13 protein-coding genes are annotated in these 12138 nt (G+C 52.3%); all 13 read right to left on the bottom strand.

Features of this window, described 5'->3' with window-relative positions; translation table 11 throughout:
• Positions 1 to 31: 31 nt before the first annotated feature.
• On the bottom strand, positions 32 to 1867 hold the full coding sequence (gene asnB / locus LKE53_03000; GenBank protein MCH3971730.1) for an asparagine synthase (glutamine-hydrolyzing): 1836 nt from the start codon (positions 1865 to 1867) through the stop codon (positions 32 to 34).
• A gap of 424 nt (positions 1868 to 2291) precedes the next feature.
• Positions 2292 to 2714: a flavodoxin gene (locus tag LKE53_02995; protein ID MCH3971729.1), complete on the bottom strand. Its 423-nt coding sequence runs from the start codon at positions 2712 to 2714 to the stop codon at positions 2292 to 2294.
• 37 nt (positions 2715 to 2751) lie between these two features.
• Positions 2752 to 3321: a DUF3793 family protein gene (locus LKE53_02990; protein MCH3971728.1), complete on the bottom strand. Its 570-nt coding sequence runs from the start codon at positions 3319 to 3321 to the stop codon at positions 2752 to 2754.
• Complete coding sequence (locus LKE53_02985; protein MCH3971727.1) at positions 3305 to 3619, bottom strand: DUF2325 domain-containing protein; 315 nt, start codon at positions 3617 to 3619, stop codon at positions 3305 to 3307. Before LKE53_02985 ends, LKE53_02990 begins: the two co-directional genes overlap by 17 nt.
• Before the next feature lie 159 nt (positions 3620 to 3778).
• Positions 3779 to 4177, bottom strand: coding sequence for a cation transporter (locus tag LKE53_02980; protein MCH3971726.1), 399 nt, complete (start codon positions 4175 to 4177; stop codon positions 3779 to 3781).
• A gap of 98 nt (positions 4178 to 4275) precedes the next feature.
• A complete protein-coding gene (locus tag LKE53_02975; GenBank protein ID MCH3971725.1) occupies positions 4276 to 4638 on the bottom strand; it encodes a MarR family transcriptional regulator in 363 nt (120 codons plus the stop codon).
• Positions 4639 to 4824: 186 nt separating this feature from the next.
• A complete protein-coding gene (gene feoB, locus LKE53_02970; GenBank protein ID MCH3971724.1) occupies positions 4825 to 6987 on the bottom strand; it encodes a ferrous iron transport protein B in 2163 nt (720 codons plus the stop codon).
• 336 nt (positions 6988 to 7323) lie between these two features.
• A complete protein-coding gene (locus LKE53_02965; GenBank protein MCH3971723.1) occupies positions 7324 to 7545 on the bottom strand; it encodes a ferrous iron transport protein A in 222 nt (73 codons plus the stop codon).
• Between the two features lie 12 nt (positions 7546 to 7557).
• Positions 7558 to 7770, bottom strand: a complete 213-nt coding sequence (locus LKE53_02960) for a ferrous iron transport protein A (GenBank protein ID MCH3971722.1) — start codon at positions 7768 to 7770, stop codon at positions 7558 to 7560.
• 361 nt (positions 7771 to 8131) lie between these two features.
• Entirely contained in the window at positions 8132 to 9139 is a 1008-nt protein-coding gene (locus LKE53_02955; GenBank protein ID MCH3971721.1) for an ATP-binding cassette domain-containing protein, read from the bottom strand.
• Entirely contained in the window at positions 9136 to 10131 is a 996-nt protein-coding gene (locus tag LKE53_02950; protein MCH3971720.1) for an ABC transporter ATP-binding protein, read from the bottom strand. The genes LKE53_02955 and LKE53_02950 overlap by 4 nt, the downstream gene beginning before the upstream one ends.
• 12 nt (positions 10132 to 10143) lie before the next feature.
• Positions 10144 to 11061 (bottom strand): ABC transporter permease, encoded by a 918-nt coding sequence (locus tag LKE53_02945; GenBank protein ID MCH3971719.1) that lies wholly within the window; start codon positions 11059 to 11061, stop codon positions 10144 to 10146.
• Between the two features lie 4 nt (positions 11062 to 11065).
• Positions 11066 to 12082 carry an ABC transporter permease gene (locus tag LKE53_02940; GenBank protein MCH3971718.1) on the bottom strand — a complete coding sequence of 339 codons (1017 nt, stop codon included), beginning with the start codon at positions 12080 to 12082 and terminating at the stop codon, positions 11066 to 11068.
• Positions 12083 to 12138: the final 56 nt, after the last annotated feature.

The raw sequence follows: 12138 nt of genomic DNA, 5'->3' as shown, positions 1-12138 counted from the left end.
GCTTTCTATAGAATTTCTTTATAGATATGCTTTACACAAGGCGCACATGATTTTCGGTCATCCACCAGTGAATCTGCAAAAGATACGCAAAAATCTGCGGCACACGCATGAGCTGGCCGTACCACGGCTCTGAAAGACGGTCGGGGTGGTCAGCAAGCTCGCGCAGACGGCCAAAATTGAGCATCTCCAAAAGCGGACTGCCCGCCTCCATTGCCCCGCGGAACAGCTCCATCACCCGCTTAGCGTATGCCGGGCTGAAAGTACGCGGATAGGGACTCTTTTTCCGCCACGCAATACGTTCTGGCAAAATATCGCTGAACGCTTCGCGCAGGATTCCTTTTTCCCGCCCGTGCAGGCTTTTCAGCTCCCACGGCAGATTGTACGTGTACTCCACCAACCGGTGGTCACAGAAAGGTACACGCATTTCAACCCCGCTGTACATGGACATGCGGTCTTTGCGGGTCAAGAGCGTCTGCATAAACCAGTCGGTGTTGAGCCGGAACATCTCGCGCATACGCGCCTCTTTTTTGCTTTCGCCGGGCAGCTTTTCGGTATCATTCACGGTTTTCAGATACTCTGCGTGCACGTACTCTGCGCTGTCGCCTTTGAGCACATCCGGCTGCAAGATGCTTTTGCGCAGGTTGACCGAGCGGGACCACGGGAACGTATCTTCAAACAGAATTTCTTCCCGGTGGTACCACGGATAACCGCCGAAAATCTCATCGGCACACTCGCCGGAAAGGCCCACGGTAAAGTCCGGCTTAATTTTTCGGCAGAACAGCAGCAAGGAAGAATCAATATCGGCCATACCGGGGTAATCGCGGGCACGCACGGCGTCTAGCAGGGCATCGGCCTGGGCAGCATTGCCCAAGACAATATTGTGATGGCGTGACCCGATGGCCTGCACCATGTCGCCCACATACTCGCTGTCTGGGGCGGGCTGAAAGGAATTACGTTGAAAATCCTTATCATTATCCACATAATCCACAGAATAGGTATGCAACTGCCTGCCCTGCCGGCGGTACTCCCTCGCGGCAACAGCGGAAATAATCGAGCTATCCAACCCGCCGGAAAGCAGCGTGCACAGCGGCACATCTGAAACCAGCTGCCGGCGGATGCTGTCGGTCAGCAGGGCACGCACATGCGCAATGCTCTCTTCCTCGTTTTCGGTATGTTCCGTCGCGTGCAGCTTCCACCAGCGGTGCACTTGGGGGCCGTCTTTCACGCTGTACTTCAGGCAGTACCCGGGAGCGAGCTCTTCCATGCCGCGGTACACTGCCCGCCCCGGAATGGCCCCCGGACCGAGCAGAAAAATTTGGTTGAGGCCGTCGCTGTCGACCACTGGCTCTACCGCCGGATTTGCGAGCAGGGCCTTGATTTCCGAGCCGAAGACCAAGCCATTCGCGTACGGATAATAATAAAAAGGTTTTACCCCCATGCGGTCACGCGCCGCGAACAGGCTTCTGCCATTCTTTTCCCACACGGCAAAGGCAAAAATGCCATTCAGCTTCTTTAGGCACGCCGCGCCCCAGGTGATGTACGCCTGCAGCAGCACCTCTGTATCGCTGTGCGTTGCAAAGGCACAGCCGAGCGTCTGCAGCTCTTTTCGCAGCTCTTCTGTATTGTACAGTTCCCCGTTATACACCAAAGTGTACGTCTCTGCCGCAGTCTTTGCTGTCATGGGCTGGTGCCCGTTTTCCGGGTCTACCACGGCAAGTCTGCGGTGCAGCAGGCTGACCCCCGGCTCAATATACTGGCCGCTGTCATCCGGCCCACGGCGTTCCAGGGTGCGCGACATTGCATCCAGTACCGTCTGCTGGTCCGGCATATACACCTGGTCATCGATCCATCCGGCGATTCCACACATGTGCTCTGGCCCCTTTCTCTGTATGTTTCCTGTACAGAATATGCAACCGGGGCGGCCTGTGCTACCGCCCGCTTCTGCACACAAGCGCTTCTCACGTACCATACCCGTAATATGCGGAAAGTTTCGTCTTTTCCGATTCTTTCAATTTATCATACTGCAAAACAGGACGAAAATACAGAAAAATGCAAAAGCCGCTTTTCTTTCTTTTCACAGTAAAAGCCGAACCGGAAAGCGGAGCATTGTCTTTCCCAGTTCGGCCTTTTGCTGTGCATCTGTGCAATAGGATATACATGAAAAGGAACTTGTAATCTAAAAAACATGTGGCTGATCAGGTGTCATGCACCGCTCTAACACAGGCCTTTTCACCCCGCGAAGGGCCTGTGGCGCGATCGCTTGTCTGTAGAAAAGCTGCTTACCTTTCTTTTCACACCAAAGAAGCGCCTAAGGCGCGGCAGTCCGCTTCGGCTTGGGCGTCCGGCGCATTGTTTGCAGTGACCGGCTCGGCGACCAGCTTAGCCCCGGCAGCCTTGCAGTCGCTCGCCCAGTTGCGCATCCACTCGCCGTCCCCCCAGCCGTAAGAGCCAAAGAGCGCCACCGGCTTGCCGGCAAGTTCCGGCTTAATTGCTTCATACATTGGCTCAAATTCGGATTCTTCCAGCTGTTCGGTCCCCATTGACGGGCACCCCAGCGCAAAGGCTTCGTATTCTTTTGCTTTGTCCGCGGAAAAATCCGCCGCCGTGAAGACATCCGCCTTACCGCCTTGCGCGGTGATACCCTCTGCAACCAAATTTGCCATGGTCTCTGTATTGCCTGTGCCGCTCCAATAAACAACTGCTGTTTTTTTCATTCTTGTACTTCCTTTCTGTAATATAGGAATCTATGGATTAAGCAGCTACGACCAGCTGCAGAATCGGCGTGCCATGCCGGAAACGTTCCCTGTAGATGCGGCTGCATTTGCTGCAGCGCGCCGCGTACTGTTTGGCTGCCTGCGGGTCACCGTACGACTTCCACGTACCGCAGTAGGCGCAGTTTTCGCCGTGATTTTTTACAAAGGCAATCACATCCGCCAAGGGATACCCCAGAAAAATACCAATCTCATGCGGGAAATCCCGCGCTGTACACAGCTTCGCAGAAAGCTGACACAGCGGCAGCGCGCTGCCCTGCCCGACAACATACCCCAGTTTTTCAAGGAAGACACGTGTGCTCTGTCCGGCAAGGATGCTTTCCAGCTGCGCTTTGCGGTAAACATACACTAAGCTTGTCTTTTCGGAACCGCAGCTGCGCAGCACTTTTACCGCCACGCCAAACGGACCCAGCAGGCTACTCCAGTGCGCAGCCTCTTTTTTTACCTGCGCTGTATCCACTTCACGGTACAAAAAAAGATTTGCAGGCTTCAGCCCGGCAAGCGCAGGCGAGCAGTACAGAATGAGTGCCGCCTCAAACGACATCTGCATGAACTTCCCCCTCCCCTGGCATGCAGTGCTGACGCAAAATTTTCTGTAGGGACTGCAGGCTGCTGTTGTGGCACTGAGCCAGCTGTGCGTGGCAGTGCTTGGCAGAATCTTTCGCACAGCGCGCCATCTTGTGCGACACTGTGCCAGTAAACAGCACAATGAGGTCCGGTGAGCCGATTTTGCGCTTCATTTCCCCTTTCATCCAGCTGAACATCTTTGCTTTGCAGCCAAACTGCCTGCACACGTTTTTGTACTGCGGCTCCATATAATCATAACCGCCAACGATAACGACACTCATGGTTACCTCCTCAATTTAATTAGCTTTGACTAACTAATATACATGGTATTCCTTATTTACAGAAATAAGACAAGCGGTGGTTAGCTTTTACTAACTACCGCTATCATAGCACAATTCAGGTTGGCCTGTCAAGTACAAAAATTGAGAAATACAGAATTTTTACGGCTGCTTTTCTTTCGTTTCGCCGCAAAAATTCTCACTGCAAAAAACATCCGTTACGATATAGCCAGCCCTGCACACCGGGTCTGCCAGCCGTTCGCCGCTCATTGGGGTCTTGAGCAGTGCCCGCGCCGTGTGAGTGCGCAGATTGACTTTCGCCCAAACGCCGTCTAAAGAATTCAGTGCATTTTCCACACGCACCGCACAGTTTTCGCATGACATGCCGCTGATTTTTAAAACCGCCGAGTAGGGATAATGCTTGGGGTCTCTGTCTTTCACTTTTTCCCTGCGCGGTGCATCCCCTCCCCCGCAGCAGCCGCTCGCCATCTTCCGGGTATAGCTTTTAATGCTAAACACAACCGCCACAACCAGAGCGATACACAAAATTGCCGTCGCCATGTTTTTCTCCTTTCCTGCATCTTTTTTTACCGCAAAAGAAACGCGTGAGCTCAATACTGTTTCTATGAAAAAACGTATTGCGGCTGCTTACCTTTCTTTTATGCCAAAGGCTTTGCACAGGCGTCTGCTTTAAACAGCACCACAGCCATAGCAAAGGCCAGCGACTCCGCCTTTTTTTCGCAAAGCGGCAGCTGCATCAGCGGAATGCGCTTTTTCAGCAGCTTCATCTTGCGGTCAAAATCACGCGCAATCAAAAAGCCGCTGTCCGTCAGATAAATCTTTCCGTACCGCTTTTTTACAATCAGCTGCTTTTTCATCAGCACGCCGAGCATCCGCGAAACCGAGGGCCCGCTGACCTGCAGGTACTGTGAAATGCTGGTGGAGCAGACATCGCGCTGCTCCTGTGCAATGGTGTAAATAGCAAGTAAATAATGCAGATGTGCATCCGTCAGTTCCATCATAAGGGATTCTCCTAAAAGAAAAGCGGGCAAAAGCCCGCCTTTCCATCACAAAAGAACGTTTTGTTTTTTGCTTTCTGCTGCCAGCACGATACTGTTTCTGTGCAAACGCGTCTTGGAGGTGCTTACCCGCTTTCACAGCAAAAGAAACATATCGCAAATACTTATCTTTTGTCACACCAAAAAGAGTTATCTGGCGGCCGCAGCAGCTACTGAACTGACCGCAGCCGTGCTGTGTTCTTTGTAGGGATTCTTCCTAAAGACGAGGTAAATTGCAAGTGCAAGCACCGCGAGCGCCGCAACTGTGCCAATGCTGAAAGCCGCACCTGTGAAGAGAATGCCGATCTGGTAGCAAACGAGCGCCAGCGCATAGCCGATAGCGCACTGGTAACCGATAGCGATCCAGCCCCACTTTGCGCTGCCCATTTCGCGCACGGTGGTAGCCATAGCAACCACGCACGGCGGGTCAAACAGGTTGAGAATCATGAACGAGAAAGCACCCATAGTTGTAAACATACCGGCAATACCCTGTGCAACCAAAGCATCGTTGTTCGGGTCCGAAACGCTGTTGAGCACGGCCAATGTGCTGATTGCCTGCTCTTTTGCCATTTCTGCGCTGATGACAGCGACAGCGCCTTTCCAGTTTCCGAAGCCGAGCGGTGCGAAGAACCAGGAAATCGCGTTGCCAATGCCTGCCAAAATACTCTTGTCAATATTCGTGTCGAGGAACTGCATGTTCCAGCTGAACTTAGACAGCAGCCAGATAACCACGCAGGCGGTAAAGATGATGGTGCCGGCCTTGATGATAAAGGCGCGGGCACGCTCCCACATATGAATGAGCACGCCTTTTAAAGACGGAATGTGGTACGCCGGCAGCTCCATAACGAATGGTGCCGGATCGCCGCCGAAATACTTTGTTTTCTTCATTGCGATACCCGAAAGTACAATAATGGCGATACCCAAAAGGTACATGGCGGGCGCAATAAACGAAGAGTGCGGGAAGAACGCGGCCGTAATCATACCGATAATGACGGTCTTTGCCGTGCAGGGAATGAATGGCGCAAGCATAATGGTCATGCGGCGGTCCTTTTCATTTTCGATGGTGCGCGCCGCCATAATGGCAGGCACACCGCAGCCGGAGCCGATGAGCATGGGGATAAAGGACTTGCCGGAAAGACCAAAGCGCCGGAACAGGCGGTCCATAATGAATGCAACACGTGCCATGTAGCCGGAATCTTCCAGTACAGAAAGGAAGAAGAAAATCAGCAGCATCTGCGGCACAAAGCCGAGCACTGTACCAACACCGCCGATGATGCCATCCACGACCAGACTCTGCAGCCAGGGCGCCGCGCCCACGGCCTGCAAGCCGGCCGTCGCTGCATTGGGAATCCAGTCGCCAAACAACGTTTCATTAATCCAGTCATCTGCTGCGCCGCCCAGGGTCGTCACAGAGATGAAGTACATCAGCCACATAATGAATGCGAAAATCGGGATGGCCAGAATGCGGTTTGTCACCACGCGGTCGATTTTGTCGGAAGTGGAGAGGTTTCCCTTTACTGGCTTTTTGCGCACTGCTTTATCGATAACACCCTTGATGTACGCGTAACGCTGGTTGGTGATAATGCTCTCGGCATCGTCGTCCATTTCCGTTTCGCAGTCTTTAATATGTTTTTCCAGATGTTCTTGCAGAGCGGGGTCCAGTTTCAGCTCGGCCAGCACCTTTTCGTCGCGCTCAAAGACTTTAATGGCGTACCACCGCAGGCTTTGGTTGTCTACCTTGTCCTGAATAGACTCCTCGATATGTGCTATGGCATGTTCAACGCTGCCGGTAAAGACGTGTGGGCGGTTTTCCGCAGACGTCTTTGTCTGCGCCAGAGCCGCAGCCTTTAAAGCGGCGTCCATGCTCCCCTGTCCTTTCAGGGCGCTGATTTCAACCACTTCGCAGCACAGCTCTTCGCCAAGCTTTGCCGTATCGATTTGGTCGCCTTTCTTTTTTACCAGGTCCATCATATTGACCGCCATCAGCACTGGAATGCCAAGCTCCAGGAGCTGCGTGGTCAGGTAAAGGTTTCGCTCGATGTTTGTGCCGTCTACAATATCCAAGATAACGTCCGGCTTGTCGTTGACCAAGTACTGCCGGGTGACGACCTCTTCCAGGGTATACGGCGAAAGAGAATAAATACCGGGCAGGTCCTGAATGATCACGTCTTTGTGGCCTTTCAGGCGTCCCTCTTTCTTTTCTACAGTGACACCGGGCCAGTTGCCTACGTACTGGGTGGAACCGGTCAGGTCGTTAAACAGCGTTGTTTTGCCGCAGTTTGGGTTACCTGCCAACGCGATTGTAATTGCCATTTGCCTTCCTCCTCAGGAGTCTTAGCTTGTGCTAACTTTATTAGCTTTTACTAACTGATGTACACAAATCATATGCAGATTTTCTGTACTGTGCGGTTTTGCTTTTCTTTTTACAGTAAAAAACGCATCAGCGCAATGCTTTTGCTGTATAAAAGCATCTGGAACGACTTGCTCTCTCTTTCGCAGCAAGGGAAGCGCCTGTATTTCACCATGCGAACTTCACATGCCAATTCTTAGCATTCACTAACTTTATTAGCTTTTACTAACTGATGTACACAAATCGTATGCGGATTTTCTGTGCTCTACGGTTTTGCTTTTCTTTTCACAGCAAAAGATTTACTCTACTTCAATGATTTGTGCATCTGCTTTTCGTACCGAAAGCTCATACCCGCGCACGTTCAGCTCCATGGGGTCGCCCAAAGGCGCTACCTTACGCACATACAGGTCAGTGCCTTTTGTCAGCCCCATGTCCATAATACGGCGCTTCACTGCGCCCTCTCCGTGCAGCTTTTTAATCGTCACATGCTGCCCAACTTGCACTTCACTCAGTGTTTTCATGCCAATTCCTCCTTAAAACTGAATTCGGTTTGCCATGCTTTTGTCCAGCGCGATGCGGCTGTCTTTCACCTGCAAAATGAGGTTGCCGCCCAGCTCATTTACCACCGTCACCTCGCCGTCCACTACAAAGCCAAGCTCCGCCAAGTGCTGGCGCACCTCGTCCTTTCCGGTAATGCGGCGAATCGTAACTCGCTCGCCCGCTTTTGCCATAGACAATGGCATCATTGTTTTTCCCTCCTTATTATTAGCTTTTGCTAACTTATGGGCCAAAACAAAAGGTTAGATATTTCTAACCTCTCACCTCGATTAGTTTACCACTACTAACTTATGCTGTCAAGCATTTTTTATTTTATTTTTGTATACGAACGCTAACTACACAAATGACCGTAAAAAACAGAGCAGCCGCATTTCTGCGGTTGCTCTGCAGTATCTTTGCTTTTGAAGGGATTTGGCTTATTGGGCTACCGTTTCTGCGGAAAGATTCTCTATACCTTTTCGGCGCAAACAGAGTGCGCTTGCGCGCATTCTGCTGTTCCTGTTAAAAAAACGTATTGTAAATAACTTACCCGCTTTCTCGCAGCAAAAATCATGCGGAATCTTTTTGACTGCTCTGCGCCTGCTCTTTTTCATAGAGCTTGCAGGCGACATAATGGTTTGGGACAACTTCGCGCAGCTGCGTATCAAAAGCTTCGCAGCCCTTGGTACGTTTGAAGCAGCGCGAACAGAAGCGGCATCCCGGCGGCGGGTCAATGGGGCTGGGCACGTCGCCATTCAGCATAATGCGCTTATGGCGCTTGGTTGGGTCTACTGAGGGAATAGCCGACAGCAGCGCCTGTGTATAGGGATTGAGCGGGTTGTGGTACAGCTCCTCGTCGTCGGCAATTTCCATCAGTTTGCCAAGGTACATAACCCCCACGCGGTCGCTAATGTGCTTCACAACGTTCAGGCCGTGCGCAATGAACAGATACGTCAGGTGAAATTCCTCTTTCAGTTCGTCCAAAAGGTTAAGCACCTGCGCCTGAATCGAAACATCCAGTGCAGAAACCGGCTCGTCGCAAACAATCAGCTTTGGCTCTACCGCAAGCGCGCGCGCAATGCCCACGCGCTGACGCTGCCCACCAGAAAACTCATAAGGGTAGCGGTTGCGGTAATTCTGCGAAAGGCCGACACAATTCAGCAACTCGCTGACGCGGTTTTCTACCTCGTTTTTGGGCCGCAGGTGGTTGATGAGAATCGGCTCGGCGATAATGTCGCCCACCGTCATGCGTGGATTCAATGACGCATACGGGTCCTGAAAAATCAGCTGTATATCTTTACAGAATTTACGGCGTTCCTTTTTAGAAAGGGAGGTCAAATCGGTGCCACGGTACAGAATTTTCCCGGCAGTCGGCGTATACAAATCAACAATCATCTTGCCAATAGTGCTCTTGCCACAGCCGGACTCGCCCACTAGGCCGAAAGCCTCGCCTTCTTTAATCTGAAAGGAAACATCGTCCACTGCTTTCAGCACAGACGTTGTTTTACCGAAAAAGTTCTTTTCTACCGGAAAATATTTTTTAAGATGCTGAACATCCAGCAGGACTTCGTCACTCATCTCTGTGCCTCCTCGCCTGTTTTTGCTGCATCTTCATAGAGGAAACAGCGTACTTGATGGTCGCCCACTGTGCGCAGCTCCGGCTTTTTCTCGCGGCAAATCTCCATGCAGCGGTCGCAGCGGTCGCTGAAAGGGCACCCCGGCGGCATATGCAGTGGGTTTGGCACCATACCGCGAATCATATAGAGCGGGCCTTTTTTCTCATCTTCCAGCCGCGGAATCGACCTGAGCAGCCCCAAAGTATATGGGTGCATTGGGTGCGCAAACAAAGAGTTTACCTCGGCGCTTTCCACAATCTGCCCGCAGTACATCACGACCACGCGGTCGGCCGCCTCAGACACGACGCCTAAGTCGTGCGTAATGAGCATGACGGACATATTAAATTTTTCACGCATCTGGTAAAGCAGGTCCAAAATCTGTGCCTGAATGGTCACGTCGAGGGCGGTGGTCGGCTCGTCTGCAATCAGCAGGTCAGGGCTGCACGCAAGCGCCATAGCAATCATCACGCGCTGGCGCATGCCACCGCTCATCTGGTGCGGGTAGTCGTTTGCGCGCTCTTCTGGGGAGGGAATACCCACCGTGCGCAGCATCTCGACCGTGCGTTCCAAAGCCTCTTTTTTGCTCATCTTCTTGTTATGCGTCAAAATGCTTTCCATAATCTGGTCTTTTACACGGTACACCGGATTAAGGGAGGTCATCGGCTCCTGAAAAATCATGCTGATTTTGTCGCCTTTGATGGCCCGCATTTGTTCTTCAGTCTTTTTCAGCAGATCTTCGCCGCGGTACAGAATTTCGCCGGAGGCTACTCTGCCGTTGCCCGGCAACAGCCCCATAATGGAAAGGGAGGTCACGCTTTTGCCCGAGCCGGACTCGCCCACCACGGCAAGGATCTCGCCTTCGTTGACGTGAAAGCTCATGTCGTTTACCGCGCGCACAATGCCGTGCTTTACTTTAAATTCAGTTGTTAAATGTTTTACTTCAAGCAGCTTCATCTCTACCCCGCCTCAATTCTGTCTGGATTTCGGGTCAAGTGCATCGCGCAGTCCATCACCCAGCAGGTTAAATGCCAACACAGTCAGCGAAATGGCAAGGCCCGGAAAGATCAGCGTATAGGGCGCTAAGAAAATGTAGTTGCGGGCGCGGCCCAGCATATCGCCCCACTCGGCCGCGGGCGGCTGCACGCCCAGACCCAGAAAGCCCAGTGCGGAAGCGTCCAATATTGCCGAGGAAATGCCCAGTGTTGCACGCACGATAATAGAGGACATGACGTTGGGCAGCACATGGTGGAAAACGATTCTGCCGTCGCGGTTGCCCACCACGCGGGCCGCCTGCACATAGTCGTTTTGCTTTACCGACAGAATCTCGCCGCGGATAATGCGTGCATACTCGGGGATAGACACCAGGCTGATAGCAATGACTGCCTTGTCAATGCCCTGCCCCAAAGCCGCCATAAAGGCGATAGCAAGCAGAATGGACGGAATGGAGAGCATAACGTCCATAACGCGCATAATAATCGTATCCACTGCGCCGCCCATGTACCCCGCCAAAGAGCCAAAGAAAATGCCAATGGTCAGTGAAATAGCAACTGCGATAACGCCTACCGAAAGGCTGACCCGCGTGCCGATAAGCACCCGGCTGAAAACATCGCGGCCAAGCTGGTCGGTGCCAAACCAATACGTGCTGTTTGGCGCAATAAAAGTTTTTGTCATATCCTGCTCGTACGGATCATGCGGCAGCACCTGCGGAAAAATGGCTGTAATAATCGCAATGAAAACCAACAGCAGAATGAAGACCATGCTGACAACGGCGGCCTTGTTTTGGCGCAGGCTGTCCCACATGGATTTCCACACGGACTCTGGCTTTTCTGTCAGCACATCTGCAGAAGAAGACAACGCAGCTGCTGTGCTCTGTTTTTCAGGCATTTGGCTACCCCTCTTCCTTCGCATATTTAATGCGCGGATCCAGCAGCGCATAAATCAAGTCTACAATCAAATTGATAATCACGTAAATCGTTGCAATAATCAGCACGACCGCCTGCACTACAGGGAAGTCTGACTTCTGTATGCACTCGACCGTGTAGCTGCCAATGCCCGGCCATGCAAACACCGTCTCTGTAAGTACGGCGCCGCCCAGCAGCGAACCAAACTGCAGCCCAATAACCGTAGTTACCGGAATCATCGCGTTGCGCAGAGCGTGGTGCTTGACCACACGGCTTTCGCTGATGCCTTTGGCGCGCGCCGTGCGGATGTAGTCTTGATTCAGGGCATCAAGCATACTGGAGCGCGTCATGCGGGTGATAATTGCCATAGAGTACAGGGAAAGCGCTAAAGTTGGCATAACCAGGTGTTTCAGCGTGTCGCCCAGAGCCTCAAAATCGCCGGAAGTCAGCGTATCGATAATGTAAAGCCCGGTGCCACCCACTGGCTGCAGCATGGGGTCAATGCGGCCGGTGCTCGGCAAAATATGCAGCACGCCCGAAAACAGGATAATCAACAGAATGCCCAGCCAAAAGATCGGCATGGAGATGCCCACCAGTGCCACCAGGGTGCTTGCATAGTCGGCCGCGGTGTTTTTATGTACAGCAGCCACTGCGCCCAAAATAACGCCCAGCACGGATGCGAAGATAATGGCGCAGATGGCCAGCTCAACGGTAGCGGGAAAGCGGGACATAATTTCATTGCTCACCGGCTGATTGGTATAGTAAGAAGTACCGAAGTTGCCGGTCAGGGCGTTTTTCAGGAAATCAAAAAACTGCAGGACAATCGGGTCATTCAGCCCGTGTGCGTCACGCCACTGTGTCATTGCCGCCTTGCTCGCGTGCTCGCCCAGCACCACAGGCGCCGGGTCAGGGGAAAATACACGCATGATTAAAAAGACAACCAGCGAAACCCCAAGCAAGACTGGAATCAGCATTAAGATTCTTTTGATGGTGTATTTAACCAAATAAGTCAATCCCTTTCCTATCTATGTAGAAACCACGCCGAAACGCTTTCGCCTAA

Source organism: Oscillospiraceae bacterium (assembly GCA_022483045.1).
Lineage (GTDB): Bacteria > Bacillota > Clostridia > Oscillospirales > Acutalibacteraceae > Caproicibacterium.
The sequence above is the reverse complement of the archived record's forward strand: the minus strand, read 5'-3'. Positions and strand labels throughout refer to the sequence as shown.

What these genes read in the sequence shown, in the direction of transcription:
- asnB (MCH3971730.1), bottom strand. Translation starts at nt 1,867, where the DNA reads ATGTGTGGAATCGCCGGATGGATCGATGACCAGGTGTATATGCCGGAC.
- LKE53_02995 (MCH3971729.1), bottom strand. Translation starts at nt 2,714, where the DNA reads ATGAAAAAAACAGCAGTTGTTTATTGGAGCGGCACAGGCAATACAGAG.
- LKE53_02990 (MCH3971728.1), bottom strand. Translation starts at nt 3,321, where the DNA reads ATGCAGATGTCGTTTGAGGCGGCACTCATTCTGTACTGCTCGCCTGCG.
- LKE53_02985 (MCH3971727.1), bottom strand. Translation starts at nt 3,619, where the DNA reads ATGAGTGTCGTTATCGTTGGCGGTTATGATTATATGGAGCCGCAGTAC.
- LKE53_02980 (MCH3971726.1), bottom strand. Translation starts at nt 4,177, where the DNA reads ATGGCGACGGCAATTTTGTGTATCGCTCTGGTTGTGGCGGTTGTGTTT.
- LKE53_02975 (MCH3971725.1), bottom strand. Translation starts at nt 4,638, where the DNA reads ATGATGGAACTGACGGATGCACATCTGCATTATTTACTTGCTATTTAC.
- feoB (MCH3971724.1), bottom strand. Translation starts at nt 6,987, where the DNA reads ATGGCAATTACAATCGCGTTGGCAGGTAACCCAAACTGCGGCAAAACA.
- LKE53_02965 (MCH3971723.1), bottom strand. Translation starts at nt 7,545, where the DNA reads ATGAAAACACTGAGTGAAGTGCAAGTTGGGCAGCATGTGACGATTAAA.
- LKE53_02960 (MCH3971722.1), bottom strand. Translation starts at nt 7,770, where the DNA reads ATGATGCCATTGTCTATGGCAAAAGCGGGCGAGCGAGTTACGATTCGC.
- LKE53_02955 (MCH3971721.1), bottom strand. Translation starts at nt 9,139, where the DNA reads ATGAGTGACGAAGTCCTGCTGGATGTTCAGCATCTTAAAAAATATTTT.
- LKE53_02950 (MCH3971720.1), bottom strand. Translation starts at nt 10,131, where the DNA reads ATGAAGCTGCTTGAAGTAAAACATTTAACAACTGAATTTAAAGTAAAG.
- LKE53_02945 (MCH3971719.1), bottom strand. Translation starts at nt 11,061, where the DNA reads ATGCCTGAAAAACAGAGCACAGCAGCTGCGTTGTCTTCTTCTGCAGAT.